General features: G+C 55.6%; 21 protein-coding genes and 1 tRNA gene. 18 read left to right on the forward strand and 4 right to left on the reverse strand.

The window, feature by feature from the left end; all coding sequences use genetic code 11:
- Window positions 1-172: 172 nt before the first annotated feature.
- Complete coding sequence (locus UF64_RS00085; protein WP_044826594.1) at window positions 173-811, reverse strand: alpha/beta hydrolase; 639 nt, start codon at window positions 809-811, stop codon at window positions 173-175.
- 244 nt (window positions 812-1,055) lie between these two features.
- On the opposite strand from UF64_RS00085, the gene cysE reads away from it, so the two are divergent.
- From cysE to UF64_RS00160, 15 genes are all read left to right on the forward strand, one after another.
- The gene (gene cysE, locus UF64_RS00090; RefSeq protein ID WP_044826595.1) at window positions 1,056-1,775 is read left to right on the forward strand and encodes a serine O-acetyltransferase; all 720 of its coding nucleotides are present in this window, start codon (window positions 1,056-1,058) and stop codon (window positions 1,773-1,775) included.
- A 79-nt stretch (window positions 1,776-1,854) separates the two neighbouring features.
- Window positions 1,855-2,337 carry an Rrf2 family transcriptional regulator gene (locus UF64_RS00095; protein WP_044826596.1) on the forward strand — a complete coding sequence of 161 codons (483 nt, stop codon included), beginning with the start codon at window positions 1,855-1,857 and terminating at the stop codon, window positions 2,335-2,337.
- Window positions 2,338-2,386: 49 nt separating this feature from the next.
- A complete protein-coding gene (locus tag UF64_RS00100) occupies window positions 2,387-3,514 on the forward strand; it encodes a cysteine desulfurase family protein (RefSeq protein ID WP_044826597.1) in 1,128 nt (375 codons plus the stop codon).
- A gap of 27 nt (window positions 3,515-3,541) precedes the next feature.
- Window positions 3,542-4,765: an IscS subfamily cysteine desulfurase gene (locus UF64_RS00105; RefSeq protein ID WP_044826598.1), complete on the forward strand. Its 1,224-nt coding sequence runs from the start codon at window positions 3,542-3,544 to the stop codon at window positions 4,763-4,765.
- A gap of 62 nt (window positions 4,766-4,827) precedes the next feature.
- Window positions 4,828-5,232 (forward strand): Fe-S cluster assembly scaffold IscU, encoded by a 405-nt coding sequence (gene iscU, locus UF64_RS00110; protein ID WP_044826599.1) that lies wholly within the window; start codon window positions 4,828-4,830, stop codon window positions 5,230-5,232.
- A gap of 44 nt (window positions 5,233-5,276) precedes the next feature.
- Window positions 5,277-5,618, forward strand: a complete 342-nt coding sequence (locus UF64_RS00115; protein WP_044826600.1) for an iron-sulfur cluster assembly accessory protein — start codon at window positions 5,277-5,279, stop codon at window positions 5,616-5,618.
- Window positions 5,619-5,765: 147 nt separating this feature from the next.
- Window positions 5,766-6,386 carry a Fe-S protein assembly co-chaperone HscB gene (hscB, locus tag UF64_RS00120; protein WP_044826601.1) on the forward strand — a complete coding sequence of 207 codons (621 nt, stop codon included), beginning with the start codon at window positions 5,766-5,768 and terminating at the stop codon, window positions 6,384-6,386.
- A 25-nt stretch (window positions 6,387-6,411) separates the two neighbouring features.
- Window positions 6,412-8,310 carry a Fe-S protein assembly chaperone HscA gene (gene hscA, locus UF64_RS00125; RefSeq protein WP_044826602.1) on the forward strand — a complete coding sequence of 633 codons (1,899 nt, stop codon included), beginning with the start codon at window positions 6,412-6,414 and terminating at the stop codon, window positions 8,308-8,310.
- A 153-nt stretch (window positions 8,311-8,463) separates the two neighbouring features.
- Window positions 8,464-8,799 (forward strand): ferredoxin family 2Fe-2S iron-sulfur cluster binding protein, encoded by a 336-nt coding sequence (locus tag UF64_RS00130; RefSeq protein WP_044826603.1) that lies wholly within the window; start codon window positions 8,464-8,466, stop codon window positions 8,797-8,799.
- A gap of 56 nt (window positions 8,800-8,855) precedes the next feature.
- Window positions 8,856-9,053, forward strand: coding sequence for a Fe-S cluster assembly protein IscX (iscX, locus tag UF64_RS00135; RefSeq protein ID WP_044826680.1), 198 nt, complete (start codon window positions 8,856-8,858; stop codon window positions 9,051-9,053).
- A gap of 182 nt (window positions 9,054-9,235) precedes the next feature.
- Window positions 9,236-9,940, forward strand: coding sequence for a thiaminase II (gene tenA / locus UF64_RS00140; RefSeq protein ID WP_044826604.1), 705 nt, complete (start codon window positions 9,236-9,238; stop codon window positions 9,938-9,940).
- Between the two features lie 117 nt (window positions 9,941-10,057).
- On the forward strand, window positions 10,058-11,203 hold the full coding sequence (mnmA, locus tag UF64_RS00145) for a tRNA 2-thiouridine(34) synthase MnmA (protein WP_044826605.1): 1,146 nt from the start codon (window positions 10,058-10,060) through the stop codon (window positions 11,201-11,203).
- A 170-nt stretch (window positions 11,204-11,373) separates the two neighbouring features.
- Window positions 11,374-11,450, forward strand: a tRNA-Met gene (locus UF64_RS00150).
- A gap of 448 nt (window positions 11,451-11,898) precedes the next feature.
- The gene (locus UF64_RS00155) at window positions 11,899-12,117 is read left to right on the forward strand and encodes a hypothetical protein (protein WP_044826606.1); all 219 of its coding nucleotides are present in this window, start codon (window positions 11,899-11,901) and stop codon (window positions 12,115-12,117) included.
- Complete coding sequence (locus UF64_RS00160; RefSeq protein ID WP_052657386.1) at window positions 12,098-12,370, forward strand: hypothetical protein; 273 nt, start codon at window positions 12,098-12,100, stop codon at window positions 12,368-12,370. Before UF64_RS00155 ends, UF64_RS00160 begins: the two co-directional genes overlap by 20 nt.
- 217 nt (window positions 12,371-12,587) lie before the next feature.
- Here the strand turns inward: UF64_RS00160 and UF64_RS00165 are convergent, their stop codons facing one another.
- Window positions 12,588-12,956 carry a type II toxin-antitoxin system HicB family antitoxin gene (locus UF64_RS00165; protein WP_044826607.1) on the reverse strand — a complete coding sequence of 123 codons (369 nt, stop codon included), beginning with the start codon at window positions 12,954-12,956 and terminating at the stop codon, window positions 12,588-12,590.
- 48 nt (window positions 12,957-13,004) lie between these two features.
- The gene (locus UF64_RS19825) at window positions 13,005-13,193 is read right to left on the reverse strand and encodes a type II toxin-antitoxin system HicA family toxin (protein WP_082049360.1); all 189 of its coding nucleotides are present in this window, start codon (window positions 13,191-13,193) and stop codon (window positions 13,005-13,007) included.
- Between the two features lie 179 nt (window positions 13,194-13,372).
- Here UF64_RS19825 and UF64_RS00170 point away from each other — a divergent pair, with 179 nt between their 5' ends.
- Window positions 13,373-14,683 carry a diguanylate cyclase domain-containing protein gene (locus UF64_RS00170; RefSeq protein WP_152630563.1) on the forward strand — a complete coding sequence of 437 codons (1,311 nt, stop codon included), beginning with the start codon at window positions 13,373-13,375 and terminating at the stop codon, window positions 14,681-14,683.
- Entirely contained in the window at window positions 14,683-15,138 is a 456-nt protein-coding gene (locus UF64_RS00175; RefSeq protein WP_044826608.1) for a GNAT family N-acetyltransferase, read from the forward strand. Before UF64_RS00170 ends, UF64_RS00175 begins: the two co-directional genes overlap by 1 nt.
- A gap of 1 nt (window position 15,139) precedes the next feature.
- On the opposite strand, the gene UF64_RS00180 is transcribed toward UF64_RS00175, so the two are convergent.
- Complete coding sequence (locus UF64_RS00180) at window positions 15,140-16,072, reverse strand: AraC family transcriptional regulator (RefSeq protein WP_044826609.1); 933 nt, start codon at window positions 16,070-16,072, stop codon at window positions 15,140-15,142.
- A gap of 141 nt (window positions 16,073-16,213) precedes the next feature.
- Here UF64_RS00180 and UF64_RS00185 point away from each other — a divergent pair, with 141 nt between their 5' ends.
- Window positions 16,214-17,101 (forward strand): SDR family oxidoreductase, encoded by an 888-nt coding sequence (locus UF64_RS00185; protein ID WP_044826610.1) that lies wholly within the window; start codon window positions 16,214-16,216, stop codon window positions 17,099-17,101.
- Window positions 17,102-17,131 lie beyond the last annotated feature (30 nt).

Below are 17,131 nucleotides of genomic sequence, written 5' to 3' on the forward strand. Positions count from 1 at the left end.
CGGACGTAAAAGTCCAAGGCCGCATCAACACCTCACGGATCCGGGAGCCTGCGTATACGCAGGCTCCCAAGTGAAAAGAGGCACGAACATCATAGCAAATGTTCGTGCCTCTCAATGTATAAGGCCGCCTGATCAGGCGGCCTTTCGTTTGGCTTTTGCAAGCTGGCAGCTCTTAGGCGCCGCGCTTGTCGAGATAGGCTGCCGATTGCTTGATCACTTCATCTTGCTGTTTGGCAAAATAGTGATCGGCACCGTCAATCGCGCACATGTCAACTTCGATGCCTTTCTGGGCATTGAGCTTGTCTGCAAGCTTGTTGACGGATGCGACCGGAATGTTGGTGTCCTGGGTGCCGTGGATCAGAATGCCGGATGACGGGCAGGGGGCGAGGAACGTGAAGTCCTGCTCGCTTGCCGGGGCGGCAACAGAAATGAAGCCGTCAATTTCCGGACGACGCATCAGAAGCTGCATGGCGATCCAGGAACCGAACGAATAACCGGCAACCCAGGTGGCGCGCGCATTGGCATTATAGGTCTGCATCCAGTCAAGGGCGGATGCCGCATCCGACAGTTCGCCGATGCCCTGATCAAACACGCCCTGCGAACGGCCGACGCCACGGAAGTTGAACCGCATGACGGAATAGCCGCGATCCTTGAACATGTTGAACATGTTGAAGCACAATTTGTTATTCATTGTGCCACCCTGCTGCGGGTTCGGATGGAGGATGAGTGCGATGGGCGAATCGTCAGCGCCGTTATGATGGTAGCGACCTTCAAGGCGACCTTCGGGGCCGTTAAAAATGACCTCAGGCATGGATCAGACTGCTCCTGTCCACGAATGGAAAGATGTGTGCAACAAAAATATCCGAGTGTTTTTGTAAGTTTTTTCGACTTTGTGCATAAATTGCGCTGGGCAAATACTTGACCAAGTTACTCGGTTATCCTATATTCCGGCTAACCCGTTGGTGCCTGTCTCACCCGTTTCGCGAAATGCGCGAGGCCGGGGGTAGGTGCGGTTGCCGGGAATCGAAGGTACTAATTACACAGTGGACTGCCCCATGTTCAAGCTAATTCGTCAGGAAATTGACGCGATGATTGCCCGTGACCCTGCGGCGCGATCCCGTTGGGAAGTCGTGATCAGCTATCCGGCGTTTCATGCGATCATGGGCTATCGCGGGACACATTGGCTGTGGCAGCGCGGTTTCCGCCTGACAGCGCGTTTCCTGTCGCAGATTTTGCGCTGGCTGACCGGGATTGAAATTCACCCGGGTGCCAAGATCGGCAAACGCTTCTTTATTGACCATGGCATGGGTGTCGTGATCGGCGAGACGGCCGAGATCGGCGATGATGTGACCCTTTATCAAGGGGTTACCCTTGGCGGGACGTCGCCCAGTGTGAATAGTGACGGCCAGCGTGGCCTGAAACGTCACCCGACCCTTGAGGACGGTGTGATTGTCGGGTCTGGCGCGCAAATTCTTGGCCCGTTCACCGTGCGCAAGAATGCCCGTGTCGGCGGCAATGCTGTTGTTCTGGGTGAAGTGCCTGAAGGGGCCACTGTGGTCGGTATCCCGGCCAAGATGGTTCGCCGCGAACAGGATGACCGGTTCTGCGCGTATGGTACGCCGCTTGGCGATCTGCCAGATCCGGTGGCACGTGCCCTTGATGAACTCGGCCGTGAAGTTCAGACGCTGCGCGACAAGGTTGTTGCGCTTGAGGCCGAAAAGGCCGGCGAAGACAGCACGCCCGAGAAACCGCGCATCGTCGCATCATCGGAATAGAATTTGCGCATTCATCGCGCAATGTGAACGAAAAAGCCCGCTTGTGGGGTAACCCGAAAGCAAGGCAGGAGGACGCACCGTGAAGCTGAGTACCAAAGGCCGCTATGCCGTTATGGCGATGGTCGATCTCGCTGAAAGCAGCAAGGACCGACCGGTCGCACTTGCAGATATTGCGGACCGCCAGGAAATTTCACTTTCATATCTTGAACAGCTGTTTGGCAAATTGCGCAAGGGCGGTCTGGTCCGTTCAGTGCGCGGCCCGGGTGGTGGTTATCTGCTGGCGCGCAATGCCACGGAAACCCGTGTTGCCGATGTCATTCTGGCTGTTGATGAACCGATCCGTGCAACCCGTTGCAAGTCCGGATCCCCCAAGGGCTGCAAGGCCAATCGCGGCCGCTGTCAGACCCACGAACTTTGGGAAGAGCTTGGCAACCAGATTTACTTGTATCTGGCCTCTGTAAGCTTGGCCGATGTCGTGGATCGCAATGTTGCCGGCACGCTTCGGACTTTCCCGGGTAAAACAACCCAAATTGAAGAGCCGTCACAGGTTGCGGCACAGTAAATGCTCCTCTATATCGAGGGCAGATGCGAATAAGGATGATTTTAAACTGATGGCCGACCAGGTTTATCTCGACTACAACGCCAGCGCGCCGCTTTGCGATGAAGCAAAGCAGGCCATGCTCGCTGCGATGGATGTTGCAGGTAATCCGTCTTCGGTTCATGCCAGTGGCCGTGCGGCCCGCAAGATCGTTGATCATGCACGTCGCACCATTGCCGATCTGGTGGGCGGCGATTCAGAACGGATCGTTTTCACCAGCGGCGGGACAGAGGCCAACAATCTGGCGCTGAACGGTTTGGAAGATGTCACCGTATTTACCAGTGCGGTCGAACATCCTTCGGTGATCGAAGCAAGACCCGACGCCAAACGCATCCCGGTGGATGCCAATGGCGTGACTGATCTGGCCGCCCTTGAAGCGATGCTCAAAGACGCATCTGACGCGGGGCAGAAGGTTCTGGTGTCGGTCATGCTGGCCAACAACGAAACCGGCGTCATTCAGCCGGTCGCCAAGGTCGGTCTGCTGGCCCGTGAATATGGTGCCAAAGTCCATTGTGATGCCGTTCAGGCGTTGGGCCGTTTGCCGGTGGATATGGGCCGCTTGTTGGTTGATATGGTGTCGATCTCGGCCCATAAGATCGGCGGTCCGAAAGGTGTTGGTGCACTGGCGATTGCGCCGGGTGTGATGCTGGTCCCCCAGATTAGGGGCGGCGGGCAGGAAAAATACCGCCGTGGTGGCACGGAAAACGTTATCGGGATCGCAGGCTTTGAGGCCGCGGCCAAACGTTCTGAAGCCAACATGGCAAAAATGGCGGATGTCGCGAAATTGCGCGATCGCCTTGAAACGGAATTGGCATCAGAGGCGCCTGAGCTTCTGATTGCCGGTAAGGGAACGGAGCGACTGGTGAATACAAGTTGCCTGATCCTGCCAGGAATGCCCGGGGAAACCCAGGTCATGGCACTGGATCTGGCAGGTGTGGCCATCAGTTCGGGATCAGCCTGTTCATCAGGCAAGGTACGTGAAAGCCACGTGCTTAAGGAAATGGGTGTTGACGAACCGGGCTCGGCCATTCGGGTGAGCCTTGGTCTGGAAAGCACCAACGAAGATGTTGATACATTTGTCCGAGTTTGGAGCCGGATGAGGGGTAACGCAGCGCGTAAGAAAGCGCGTCACGCTGCCTGAGAAAGAGTGAGTGAGGAAGCCTTTAAAATGAACGAGCTTAAAGCAAAGCCGATCTATCTGGACTACCAGGCGACGACGCCGACCGACCCGCGGGTTGTCGAGGCAATGCTGCCGTATTTCACCGAGAAATTCGGTAACCCGCATTCGCGCAACCACAGCTTTGGCTGGGAAGCGGAAGACGCGGTCGAAGTGGCACGTGGCCAGGTTGCCAAGATCATCGGCGCATCGGCCAAAGAAATCATCTTTACCTCGGGTGCGACTGAGTCAAACAACCTTGCACTCAAGGGCGTGATGAAGTTCTACGGCAAGAAGAAGCCGCATCTGATCACGGTCGTGACCGAACATAAATGCGTGCTCGACAGTGCCCGCCACCTTGAGCAGGAAGGTTACAAAGTGACCTATCTTGGCGTTAAGGAAAACGGCCTGATCGACCTTGAAGAACTCAAGGCTGCCATCACCGACGAAACCGCCCTTGTGTCTGTCATGGGTGTGAACAACGAAATCGGTGTTATTCAGCCGCTCAAGGAAATCGGTGAAATCTGCCGTGAACGCAAAGTCTTCTTCCACACCGACTGTGCGCAGGCGGTTGGCAAGATCGACCTTGATGTTGATGACATGAAAATCGACCTGATGTCGATTTCTGGTCACAAGATCTATGGTCCGAAAGGCGTTGGTGCTCTTTATGTTCGCCGTCGTCCGCGTGTGCGTGTGATTGCACAGATCACCGGTGGTGGTCAGGAGCGCGGCATGCGTTCGGGTACGCTGCCGACCCCGCTGATCGTGGGTCTTGGCAAGGCGTGTGACATTCTGTCGAATGAAATGGCCGAAGAAAACGCCCGCATCGAGAAACTGCGTGACTACACGCTTCAGCGTTTCCGTGACCGTCTTGAAGATATCTATGTCAATGGTGACGAACATGAACGTGTTTGCGGCAACCTGAACATCTCGTTTGCCTATGTCGAAGGTGAAAGCCTTCTGATGGACATCAAGAATATCGCCGTATCTTCGGGCTCTGCCTGCACCTCGGCGTCGCTGGAACCGTCTTATGTTCTGCGTGCTCTTGGTGTTGACGAGGAACTCGCACACACCTCGCTGCGTATTGGCATTGGCCGCTACACCACCAAGGAAGAACTCGACGAAGCGGTAGACGCGATCTGCACTGCCGTTGAGCGCCTTCGCGAGATGAGCCCGCTTTGGGAAATGGCCCAGGAAGGCATCGACATCAAGTCGATTGAATGGGCTGAGCACTAAGAAGCGCCTGAATTAACGTCATCGTCTCGTGAGAGAGACCAAAAGATTATTGGAGAAGAACCATGGCTTATAGTGAAAAACTGATCGACCATTACGAAAACCCGCGCAACGTCGGTTCCATGGACAAGAACGAATCTTCTGTCGGTACCGGCCTTGTTGGCGCACCTGCTTGCGGCGACGTTATGAAGCTGCAGATCAAGGTGACCCCGGAAGGCATCATTGAAGATGCGAAGTTCAAGACCTTTGGTTGCGGTTCGGCAATTGCGTCGAGCTCGCTGATCACCGAATGGGTCAAGGGCAAGTCGCTTGACGAAGCCGGTTCGATCAAGAACTCGCAGATTGCCGAAGAACTCGCACTTCCGCCGGTTAAGGTTCACTGCTCGATCCTGGCCGAAGACGCGATCAAGGCTGCAATCAGCGACTATAAAACCAAAAACGGCGCAGCGGACGTGGACGCTGCTGAATAAGCAGCGCCCACTCCCCACCGTTTTCGGAATTTTGGGAGAATACAATGGCTCTACCGTCACCGATTTCTGTCACACCGGTTGCCCTTGATCACATCAAGGCACTGCTTGATAGCCGCGGGAAACCGTCACACGGCATCCGGCTTGGTGTGCGCAGCAAAGGGTGCTCGGGCCTGTCCTACACGCTGGAATATGCGGATGGTGCCGATGGCTTCGAAGAAGTTGTCGAGCTTGAAGACGGCGTGCGCATCCTGATCGACCCGAAAGCCATCATGTTCGTGCTTGGCACAGAGATGGATTACGAGGTCAACAAGATGGAAGAAGGCTTTGTTTTCCGGAACCCCAACGAAAAAGGTCGTTGTGGTTGCGGGGAATCCTTCCACGTCTGATCAGGCCGGGCTTTCCCTGCTTTCTGAATGGTTATGGCCCTGGCGACATCGCCGGGGCCATCGCCTGAAAAGGGTGATGTGACCGAATGCCGGTCAGCTTTCGCCTTGTTGAACTGATTTGTTTTTTAATCCTCGGAAGTGCATCGCGTGAGCAACACCGAACAATCTGCGCACAAGGTTTGCTGGTCCTGCAAGGGGCCGGTCGAAGCAAGCGCACTGTTTTGCGAAACCTGCAACGCCATTCAGGCCCCGGGCCAGCTGGATCATTTTACCCGCTTTGGCCTGGAAAAATCCTTTGCGGTTGATGTCGATGCGATGGAAGCGACCTATCTCAAGCAGCAGCAATTGCTTCATCCCGACCGGTTTGCCTCAAAGTCCGGTCGTGAGCAGGCCCTGTCATCGCAACAGGCCGCAAGCCTGAACGAGGCTTTCGAGACGCTTAAAAACCCGGTCGCACGCGCGCATTACATGCTCCGTCAGGCCGGTCACGAACCCGAAGGCGGCGAAGGCCACACGGTCAATGATCCGGAACTTCTGATGGAAGCGATGGAAATGCGCGAGGCCCTTGATGATGCCGCAGATAAAAGCACCATCGATGCCATGATCAAGGACACCCGCAAACAGGCACGCGCCTGTGAAAAGGACCTTGAGGTGGCCTTTGATGGCCATTCCTATGACGCGGCCAAAAAGCTGGCCACCCGCCTGAGATACCTGATGAAAATGACCGAGGAAGCGCGCGCGAAGAAATCGCGCCTTGCCGCTGCCTGATCATAGAAAAAGACTGGACGTAAAGATGGCTTTGCTAAAAATCCACGAACCGGGCGAAACCCCGCTCCCGCATGAGGAAGAACGCCAGATCGCTGTCGGCATCGACCTTGGCACGACCAACTCGGTCGTCGCGATCTCGAACTCGGAAAAACCCGAAGTGCTGCGCGATAAATCCGGTGGCAATGCGATTGTGCCGTCGGTTGTTTATTACGGCGATGATGCCCCGGTGGTGGGTGAGGCCGCGCGCGATCAGATCAATTCGGATGCCAGCCGCGTGGTGTCATCGGTCAAACGCCTGATGGGCCGTGGGCTTGAAGACGTTAAATCGGTGGCAGGCACGCTTCCTTATCACGTCGAAGTGCCCGAAAATTCCGAGACTGAAAACGGCGAACCGATGATGGTGCGCCTTAATGTCGGCAAACGGGTTCTGACCCCGGTCGAAGTTTCTGCCGATATCCTGCGCTCCTTGCGCACGCGCGCCGAAGAAAGCCTTGATCAGCCGGTCGAAAAGGCCGTGATCACCGTACCGGCCTATTTCGATGATGGCGCACGTACCGCGACCAAGGATGCCGCCAAGCTTGCGGGGATCGAAGTCCTGCGTCTGGTCAATGAACCGACGGCCGCTGCCCTTGCCTATGGCCTCGATAACGGGGCAGAGGGGCTTTATGCCGTTTATGACCTTGGTGGCGGAACGTTTGATATCTCGCTGCTCAAGATGCAGAAGGGCGTCTTCCAGGTGAAGGCAACCGGCGGTGACGCGGCCCTTGGTGGTGATGATTTCGATCACGCCATTGCCGAACATCTTCTGGCGGAACGCAAGGATGGCGGGGCGACCGATGATTTGGATGCATCTGATGCCAAACGCCTGCTGAAGGCGGCCCGCACGGTCAAGGAAAGCCTGACCGATCAGGACAGTATCGAAGTCACCGTGGCGCTCACTGGCACGGAAACCAAACACACCGTCACCCGTGAACAGTTCGATGCGATGATCACCAAGCTGGTCGCACGCACGACCGCGATCACCGAACAGGTCCTTGATGACGCCGATATCCTGCCCGAAGACGTCAAGGGTGTGGTTCTGGTCGGCGGTTCGACCCGTGTGCCGGCCGTGCGCAAGGCAGTCGCCGACCTGTTTGAACAGGAACCGCTGTCTGACATCGACCCGGACGAGGTCGTTGCCCTTGGTGCGGCCCTTCAGGCCGAAGCCCTTACCGGCGGGTCTGACAACCTTCTGCTTGATGTCACGCCGCTGTCGCTTGGGCTTGAAACCATGGGCGGGATTGTTGAAAAGGTCATTGACCGCAATACGCCGATCCCGGTCGCCAAGGCACAGGAATTCACCACCTATCAGGATGGCCAGTCGGCCATGATGATCCATGTGGTGCAGGGCGAACGTGAAATGGTTGATCAGTGCCGCTCGCTTGCGCGCTTTGTTCTGACCGGTATTCCGTCAATGGCCGCAGGGGCCGCGCGCATTCGTGTGCAGTTCAATGTCGATGCCGATGGTCTTCTGACCGTCTCGGCCCGTGAAGAAACCACCGGCACGGAACAGGAAGTCGCGGTCAAGCCGACCTATGGCATCAATGAGACCGATATGGCGACCATGTTGCGCGATAGCATGATGCATGCCCGCGAAGACATGGAAATGCGCGTCCTGACCGAGGCCCGCGTTGAAGCCCGCCGCAACATTCTGGCGGTCAATGCCGCGATGGCAGCGGACAAGGCGCTACTGACCGCAGAAGACGAAACCAATATCAATCAGGCGATTGGCAACCTTGAAACGGCCATGGCCGGCGAGGACCGCGATGCAATCAATGACGCCGCCGAGGCGCTTGAAAATGCATCGCGCCCGTTTGCCGAGGCCCGCATGGATAGCCGGATCCGCCAGGCACTTGCCGGGCAAAATGTCGATGAAGTGAACTAGGAAGTGAATTAATCGACACCGGTAGAATTGACAAACCGGCGAACTGCGGCGATTGTCCCCGACAACCGCCAAGGTCAGGGCCGGACAAGTGCGAAGCACTGCTTCGTATAAACAGAGATCGAACGAAAAGTATTACCGAGGAGAAAGGCACAGATGCCTAAGATCGTTTTTGTTGAGCCGGATGGCACCGAAAAGGAATTCGAAGTTGCCGACGGCCTGTCCGTTCTGGAAGCTGCCCACAAGAATGGCATTGACCTTGAAGGCGCATGCGAAGGTTCGCTGGCTTGCTCAACCTGCCACGTCATTCTGGAAGATGACTGGTTCGACAAACTTGACGAGCCGTCCGAAGACGAAGAAGACATGCTTGATCTTGCCTTTGGCCTGACCGAGACCTCGCGTCTTGGCTGCCAGATCATCATGAGCGACGAGCTCGACGGCTTGCGTGTCAAGCTGCCGGCTGCGACGCGCAACATGATGGTCGACAAGTAAGTTTCACCTTCTGCCTGCCAGGCGGTTTGACCGCCTTGGCATCAAAGGAGACGGATATGCGTTGGACAGATATTCAGGACATCGCGATCGAGCTTGAGGAAGCCCATCCTGACAAGGATAACCTCAACCTTCGCTTCACCGACCTGCATAAATGGGTCACCGAGCTTGAAGGGTTCGAAGACGATCCCGCGAAATCGAACGAGAAAATTCTCGAAGCCATCCAGATGGCCTGGATCGACGAACGCGAAGACTGATTGATGCGGTTGGCATGGATGCCCGCCTACGCGGGCATGACGACGAAACTTAACGTCACTCCCGCGAAGGCGGGAGCCCATCCCGCCACCGGTCATGCGACTTGATATTAGTGGGCCAGCCCGGAATTTCTCCGCAGGCTGGCCTTTTTATATCCGTAACCAAAAGTGCAGGGCAGGACACCATGAGCAAAGCCGCCACCTTCACCGACATCATCCCGGCCGACAGCCTGTTTGGCAAATTGCGCACCTGCGCGCCCGAAGCCTGGCAAAGCTATGTCTGCCATGACTTCGTCAAACAGCTTGGCAATGGCACGCTGTCCGAAGCCGCTTTCAAGCATTACCTCATTCAGGATTACCTGTTCCTGATCCAGTTTTCGCGCGCCTATGCGCTTGCGGTCTATAAGGCCGAAGACCTGCATGCCATGCGCCAGTTTTCTGGCACCGTGCACGCCATCCTTGATATGGAAATGAGCCTGCATCTCGACTTCTGCAAAGGTTGGGGCCTTTCCGAGGCCGATATCGTCGCCCAGCCCGAGGCACGCGCATGCATTGCCTATACCCGCTATGTGCTTGATCGTGGACATCAGGGTGATGTGGTCGACCTGCAGGTGGCCCTGATGCCCTGTATGGTGGGCTATGCCGAAATCGCAAACCGCCTGATGGCAAGTTCTGATACAAAGCTTGACGGCAATCCGTACCGGGCATGGATTGAAATGTATGCGTCCGATGAATTCCAGGACGTGGCAAAGGCCGAGATCGAGTTGCTTGAACATACATCCGCAACCCGTGGCGGTCATCGCCGCCTTGAAGGGCTGGTCGAGACCTTTACGATGGCAAGCCGCCTTGAAGCCGATTTTTGGCAGATGGGACTTGATCTGGCAAAATAGGCCGATATCGCCTATATAAGCTCGAAAGATGACGTGCGGGTGGCGGAAATGCCGCCCGTTAGCTTTTTGGATTAACTTCTTGTCGCTGCGGCCTTGACCCGCAGATGGGTGGGAAAAATGAACTCTCTTGGCTTTGATAAAGCCCCGGAAGATACCCGCGTGGTTGTTGCCATGTCGGGCGGGGTTGATAGCTCTGCCGTTGCGGCCCTTCTGAAATCAGAAGGTTATGACGTGGTGGGCATCACGCTTCAGCTTTATGATATGGGGGCCAATGCCCCGAACCGTGCGAAATCCTGTTGTGCCGGGCGCGATATTTATGATGCGCGCAAGGTGGCCGAGGATATCGACATTCCCTATTACGTGCTCGATTACGAATCACGCTTCCGCGAAGAAGTGATCGACGATTTTGCCGACAGCTACATGCGCGGCGAAACCCCGATCCCCTGCGTGAAATGCAACCAGACCGTCAAGTTCCGCGATCTGCTTGAAACGTCTTATGACCTGGGCGCTGATTGCATGGCGACCGGCCATTACGTGCAGCGGAAACTGGGTGCCAATGGCCGTGCCGAACTGCACCGCGCGGCCGATCCCAACCGCGATCAAAGCTACTTTCTGTTCACCACGACCCAGGAACAGCTCGATTTCCTGCGCTTCCCGCTGGGCCATCTGATGAGCAAGGCGGAAACCCGCGCACTGGCCGCCAAATACGGCCTCGAAGTTGCTGATAAGCCCGACAGTCAGGACATCTGCTTTGTCCCGGATGGCAAATATGCCCGTCTGGTCGAACGCCTCCGTCCCGAGGCGGGCGAACCTGGCGAGATCGTTGATCTTGATGGCAATGTGCTGGGCGATCATCGCGGGCTTATCCATTACACGGTCGGGCAGCGCCGTGGGCTTAATATCGGTGGCACGGCCGAACCGCTTTATGTCGTCAAGCTCTCGCCGGAAAAGCGTCAGGTGATTGTTGGCCCCAAGGCCGCACTTGCCAAGAAACTGGTCTATGTCCGCGAGCTTAACTGGCTTGATGGCGACGGGATTGATGAAAACGGGGTTGAGGTCGAAGTCAAACTGCGCTCGGCCATGCAGCCGACAACCGCGACCGTTTACCCGGAAGCATCCGGTGAAGCCCGCATTGAACTGCACGATGCCCAGTTCGGCATCGCGCCGGGGCAGGCTGGAGTATTCTATCAGGGCGAACGCGTCCTTGGTGGTGGCTGGATCACCCGCGAAGAGCTGATCAGCAACACCGCAAGCGCTGCCTGATCACCGATAGCCACGGGCGAGGGCAGATGATCCTCGCCCGTCGGTTTTGTTTGGCGGATTTGCGGAAATCTTTTTTGACAAAATCGTCAAAAAGGCGCTTGACGGGGACGGCTCCCTGACTTAAAAACCGCCTCGTTCCGCACCGTACGGAACACCACAAAATTGCTTGTGGCGGAGTAGCTCAGCTGGTTAGAGCAGCGGAATCATAATCCGCGTGTCGGGGGTTCAAGTCCCTCCTCCGCTACCAACGAGACAGTCCTTTGGACTGCGACCTCGCCGACGAAAGTCTGGCGAGGTTTTTATTTTCAAGAATCAGCATTGAAATTTTACCGTTGCACTGCGTTGGTGGTTTCGTTTCTCCGCTACCAATTGAAAAGCTTGTTAAGTCAATGGCGTAGCGGATTTTCTTTGCCGAGAATTGGGAAATATAGTCCGGAAATGGCCTAAAGGTTTCCGTTTAAATCAATTACTTCCAGACACTCCCTGTCAATCTCCAGAAAATTTCCAGAAATTCTGAAGCACTGAAATGCCCGGTTTTTCAGGGTGCAAGTGGTACTTGCCGGAATGGTTTTCTGTCTGCACGGTTCCCGAGTATATCCTGAATAACAGCCTACTCTGATGGGGGGGGGTGGATTGCTCCTGTTAGTGCAAGTATCGTTAATTCAGTATCAATTCTGTAAGTGAGGGACTAGGCAATGACGAAATTCAAAGCTGGTGACCAAGTTAGGCAACTGCCAGACGGACCAAAAATGGTGGTGGAAAGTCAGCACACTCCGGCAGTAATTAAGCCAGAGGACGATATTCATTATTGGTGTAGTTGGTGGGCAGGCAAAAAGAGAAACAAAGAGTTATTTAATGGCGTAACTTTGGTCTTGATTGAAGTGGAAGGTGGGGATGGCAACCGCAACGACTAAAGATGTAGCTGAATGGCTACATAAACAGGTGAAACAGGGGGACTACCTTTATCATGACGTCGCTGTCTCTGATATAGAGAGTAAATTTGGCTCGGACTTCATTTACGATAATGAAGGTGGTGGTCAATCAATTGATAAGGGAGTCCTAAAGGAGTTTAATGCGATAAGTAAAACAGATGTCGTATGGTTGAGGTCTGAAAAGGCTTGGCGGTTAAGAGAGAAGGGAGATCAACCGGGCAGAATGCAGGATTAAATTTGCTTTATAGCAAGTAGAGCTATCCTTAATGCAGATAATTCCAGTCGTCCCATAACCGGGTCTGTATCGACTTCTGACCAACTGGCTGCATGGTTGTAGCCCACGATCCGCCATAGAGTCCAAGATGGAGTTGGCATGCACCGGCAGCGCCGTCGTGCTCGCTGGTCCAGTCTGTGCAACTTGCCCCAGATTTGCCGAAGTTCGGACGCAGCGCTTAAAGCGCCTTCCGCCCAGCTTCCTCAAGGAAGCTCGAAACTGCCCGCTTGCCGTATTTCGCCTCGATTAAATCAATCAAGTTGGCGTCTAGTGTCAGGTTGATCCGGCGCTTTTTACCCGGAATGGTCGCGGTAATGGCGACAATTCCGACGGCACCGTCTTCAAGTTCGACAACTGGCGAGGGGGCGGGGATGTCTTCGCCATCGGCATGCATGCCTTCGATATGGAAGTTAAGGGCCTCTGTGCCCAACTCCACCAAATCTGTCATCGTATCTGCCGCGCTGACGCAACCCGGGAAGTCCGGAAAGGAAATCCCGAAGCTGCCGTCATCGTCGGTGTGGACCAAACCCCAATAGGTCTGTTTCATTCTGTTGTAATCCTGTTTCCCATTTCCCGTAAGGAACCGGAAAGCCATTTACAGCAGCTTTATACCCGATTGCCTTTCAATGCTTTTGACGGTGCCCTTTGGGATATCCCGCTTGGGATGCGGCACTGTCACGCGACCCGTTTTGGTTGGGTGCACTAGCTGATGGTGACTGCCTTTTGTACGAACGATTTCCCAGCCATCATCTTTCAGCCGTTTGAGTATTAATCTGCTATCCATGGCCCCCTTTCATTATTGATATACGCATTATGCGCATTACGATGAAATTGTCAATTCCTATGCGCATAATGTGCATAGGAATGCATTCCTTCAACTTCATCGTTTTGCACACTTTTCATCCTACCAACGTATAGCTATAGTCTGAGAAACCCTTCTGTTTGGGAAGCCCGCGCCCACCGATGCCTGACCCCGTTTATTTGTTTATCTCCCTGTTTCTTGCCGTCATTGCCGTTGTTGCAGCGGCCTATGCGGTCCGTTTGCACAGGCGGGAAACTGCGCGTCAGGACCTGTCTGATGCCGTGATGGCGACGATTTCCGACGGTATCGTGACGCTTGGTGCAGATGGTTCTGTTAAGCACCTGAATGCAGCCGCCAAAGCGATGTTTGGCCGGGAGGTTTCAGGTCGGAATCTCGCCGATCTGCTAAGGGGTTTTCCCGGTGCTGGCGACGCAATGCCGCAAATCGAATACCGGGCCGATGCGGTTCGCGCGGACGGTTCGATTTTCCCGGTTACGGTGACGCTTTTGGCGCTGACCGACCGGAGTGAAACCGTGCTGATTATCCGCGATCTTTCGCGTATTCGGCCGGGGGTGACCGAGGAAGAGCAACGCTTCAAGCAAAGCCAGTATTTCGCGCGCATCGGGACCTGGGACTGGCGGATTGATACCGACGAGCTTTATTGGTCTGACGCGATTTATGGCATGTTTGGCTATAAGCTGGGCGAGGTAACGCCGACCTATTCGCTGTTTTGTGATGCCGTGCATCCCGATGACAAGGAGCACGTCCGCGCAGGTGAAATCCGCTGCATCGAGACCGGCGAAAATCATGACGAGGAATACCGCGTGGTTTGGCCGGACGGCACCATCCGCTGGCTGCGTGAAACCGGCAATGTCACCAAGAACGAGGCGGGCCAAACCATCAAGATGATGGGGGTTGTGCGCGACATTACCGAGGAACGCGCCGAAACCGATCAAATCCGTGACCTTGCCTTCCATGACCCGCTGACCCGCTTGCCCAACCGGATCATTTTTGAAGACCGGCTGCGCAAGGCGATGGACCGCGCCAAGCGCAACAAGAAGCGGGTTGCGGTGGTGTTTATCGATCTCGACGGGTTCAAGCAGATCAATGATGAGCTTGGCCATGTCGCGGGTGATCACATTCTGATCAATACCGGGCAGCGCTTGATGAATTCCGTCCGGGCCTCTGACACCGTCGCCCGCATCGGCGGGGATGAGTTTACCGTCATTCTCGAGGACCTTGAAACCGATGCAGAGGTCCATGGCATTGCCGACAAGATCCTTGGCGCAATCGCCGCGCCGATGGAATTGGGCGAGGGCAGCTATCGCGTCGGGGCCAGCCTTGGCATTGCGATCTATCCCGAGCATGCCAGAACGCTTGATACCCTGATCCATATCGCTGATCAGGCAATGTATGCCGCCAAGGCAGAGGGCACGAACCATTATCACATCGGTTGGGAGATGGCAGATTGATGGTTGATCACATCGAAATACGCCCCGCCACCCGCAATGATCGTGATGCCTGGGAAACTCTGTTTCGCGACTATATGCTGTTTTATGGCTGCGATGTTTCTGAAGCCGCACTTGCCACCACTTGGGGCTGGATCATTGACCCCGACGGTCCCATGGAATGTCTGCTGGCCGTCAAGGACGGGCAGGTCGTCGGCCTTGCGCAATACCGCGCGGTACCCGAAACCCTGACCGGTGTTTGGTTCGGCCATCTCGACGATCTTTTCGTCGCGCCTAAGGCCCGCAGCGCGGGTGTTGCGCAGGCCCTGATGACAAAGCTGAGTGAGATCGCTCGCGACAGGGGATGGTTCAAACTGACCTGGATCACCGCAGAAGACAACGCAACCGCCCGCAGGCTTTATGACCAGATCACAGATGCCTCAGACTGGGTGGTTTATGAGCAGATGCTTGGGGATTGAGTTATGAAAGGCCGCGTGACGGAATGTTTTGGGCTTCCTTGCCATAGCCGCGTGGGGCACAACCCATCACCCGTTTGAATGCTGTGCTGAAGGCGCTTTCAGACTCATAGCCCAGTGACAGCGAAATTTGTGAAAGTGGCTCGCGCGAATGCAGCAGCTTTTCGCCAGCCAGCATCATGCGCCAGTGGGTCAGATAAGCCATTGGGCTTTGTCCGACCTTGTCCTTGAAGCGGGCGGCAAACGCGGACCGCGACATGCCCGAACATCGTGCAAGGGTCTCCACCGTCCAGTTTTGTGCCGGATCGGCATGGATTGCTGATATCGCTTTGCTGATTTGCGGGTCGGCAAGGGCAAAAAACCAGCCAACCCCCTTGGCATCATCATTCATGTACATGCGCAACACCTGGATCAGCATCATATGGGCCAGATGCTGCAAAACCAGTTTGCTGCCGGGATCGTTTTTGCGCATTTCGGCCATGGTGCGTTCGATGCAATGGCGCAACTCGTTGCTTTCATCCCGATTGCGGATAACCACAAGTGGCGGCAACATCGCAAGCAACAAGTCGGCCTGCGGCCCTTGCAGCCCAAACCGGCTGCTTGCCACCACGCAATCCCCGCCGCCATTAAGTGTTTTGATGGTGCCAAACCCGGCGGGTTTAAAGGTGGTGCCTGCTTGCAGTGGTGCGACATCAAGGTCGCTTGCCATCAAGAACGCCTTGCCATGTGGCAGCAAGACGCAATCCCCGGTTTGTAGGTGCACCGGCTCCCTCTCGCCCTCAACCGAAATCCAGCAGTCCCCTTTTACCACTGCAGCCGTTTTGATGTTTTGCCCCTGATCGGGAAACTGGATCGCCCAGGGCGCGCCGATGTCGAACCCGGCCGAAAGGTAGTTTTCCGGGCGGAGCAGGGCGAGGATATCGGAAAGCGGATCCATGGGGTGCCTGTCTGTGGACGAATGAAAATATATATTGGACTGATACGCATAGATCGTCCAGATCGCAAGCGATATCGTGCTTGGGACGGGAACATGATGTGTTCCGGTTTTTTCCAGATGTGATGTAAGGACGGAGTGACGATGCGTGTGTTTGTAACAGGTGCGACGGGGTTTGTCGGATCAGCTGTGGTGCAGGAACTTCTTGATCACGGACATTCGGTATTAGGCCTGACGCGTTCTGATGCGGGGGCCGAAAAGCTTGCCGCGCTTGGGGCGACCGCCTTTCACGGTGATCTTGAAGACGTGGGCAAACTTCAAAGCGGGGCGGCTTCCTGTAATGCGGTGATCCATACTGCCTTTGATCATGATTTTTCCCGCTATGTCGAAAATTGCGAAAAGGATCGCCGCGTGATCAGGGCCATGGGGGCGGTTCTGGCCGGATCGGATCGCCCGATGATTGTGACATCGGGTATCGCGCTTCTGCGTGCTGATCGGCCTTTGGTTGAAAGCGATACGGTCAGCGGAGATATCCCGCGCAAGGCTTCAGAAGAGGCGGCAGCCGAAATAGCAGCAGATGGCGTGAATGTCTCGGTTATGCGGTTGCCGCCGTCAGTGCACGGGGCGGGCGATCATGGCTTTATACCGCTTTTGATCAACCTGGCGCGGGAAAAGGGATTTGCCGCCTGTATCGAGGATGGCGAGAACCTTTGGCCCGCCGTGCACCGCTTTGATGCGGCACGGGCCTATCGCCTCGCCATCGAGGATAAAGGTAGCCAAACCGCTTATCATGCCGTGGCCGAAGAAGGTGTTGCCTTCGCCGATATCGCCCATGCGATCAGTGTCGGACTTGATGTTCCGTTCAAGTCCCTGACGCTTGAGCAGGCCAAGGATTATTTCGGATGGTTTAGCCATTTCGCGGCCATCGATTGCTGCGCATCAAGCGGGCGGACCCAGCAAACGCTCGGTTGGGTGCCGCGTGAAATCGGCCTAATTGAGGATATGCAAAACGCCGGATACTTTGATGAATGACGCAATCAGGAAGGCCGGAAAGCTCCGGTC

Source organism: Thalassospira sp. HJ (assembly GCF_000948415.1).
Classification (GTDB): Bacteria; Pseudomonadota; Alphaproteobacteria; order Rhodospirillales; family Thalassospiraceae; genus Thalassospira.

Bases quoted from the DNA above. Each gene is read 5' to 3' on its own strand.
- UF64_RS00085 (WP_044826594.1), bottom strand. From the start codon at position 811: ATGCCTGAGGTCATTTTTAACGGCCCCGAAGGTCGCCTTGAAGGTCGC.
- cysE (WP_044826595.1), top strand. From the start codon at position 1,056: ATGTTCAAGCTAATTCGTCAGGAAATTGACGCGATGATTGCCCGTGAC.
- UF64_RS00100 (WP_044826597.1), top strand. From the start codon at position 2,387: ATGGCCGACCAGGTTTATCTCGACTACAACGCCAGCGCGCCGCTTTGC.
- UF64_RS00105 (WP_044826598.1), top strand. From the start codon at position 3,542: ATGAACGAGCTTAAAGCAAAGCCGATCTATCTGGACTACCAGGCGACG.
- iscU (WP_044826599.1), top strand. From the start codon at position 4,828: ATGGCTTATAGTGAAAAACTGATCGACCATTACGAAAACCCGCGCAAC.
- UF64_RS00115 (WP_044826600.1), top strand. From the start codon at position 5,277: ATGGCTCTACCGTCACCGATTTCTGTCACACCGGTTGCCCTTGATCAC.
- hscA (WP_044826602.1), top strand. From the start codon at position 6,412: ATGGCTTTGCTAAAAATCCACGAACCGGGCGAAACCCCGCTCCCGCAT.
- UF64_RS00130 (WP_044826603.1), top strand. From the start codon at position 8,464: ATGCCTAAGATCGTTTTTGTTGAGCCGGATGGCACCGAAAAGGAATTC.
- iscX (WP_044826680.1), top strand. From the start codon at position 8,856: ATGCGTTGGACAGATATTCAGGACATCGCGATCGAGCTTGAGGAAGCC.
- tenA (WP_044826604.1), top strand. From the start codon at position 9,236: ATGAGCAAAGCCGCCACCTTCACCGACATCATCCCGGCCGACAGCCTG.
- mnmA (WP_044826605.1), top strand. From the start codon at position 10,058: ATGAACTCTCTTGGCTTTGATAAAGCCCCGGAAGATACCCGCGTGGTT.
- UF64_RS00155 (WP_044826606.1), top strand. From the start codon at position 11,899: ATGACGAAATTCAAAGCTGGTGACCAAGTTAGGCAACTGCCAGACGGA.
- UF64_RS00160 (WP_052657386.1), top strand. From the start codon at position 12,098: ATGGCAACCGCAACGACTAAAGATGTAGCTGAATGGCTACATAAACAG.
- UF64_RS00165 (WP_044826607.1), bottom strand. From the start codon at position 12,956: ATGAAACAGACCTATTGGGGTTTGGTCCACACCGACGATGACGGCAGC.
- UF64_RS19825 (WP_082049360.1), bottom strand. From the start codon at position 13,193: ATGGATAGCAGATTAATACTCAAACGGCTGAAAGATGATGGCTGGGAA.
- UF64_RS00170 (WP_152630563.1), top strand. From the start codon at position 13,373: ATGCCTGACCCCGTTTATTTGTTTATCTCCCTGTTTCTTGCCGTCATT.
- UF64_RS00175 (WP_044826608.1), top strand. From the start codon at position 14,683: ATGGTTGATCACATCGAAATACGCCCCGCCACCCGCAATGATCGTGAT.
- UF64_RS00180 (WP_044826609.1), bottom strand. From the start codon at position 16,072: ATGGATCCGCTTTCCGATATCCTCGCCCTGCTCCGCCCGGAAAACTAC.
- UF64_RS00185 (WP_044826610.1), top strand. From the start codon at position 16,214: ATGCGTGTGTTTGTAACAGGTGCGACGGGGTTTGTCGGATCAGCTGTG.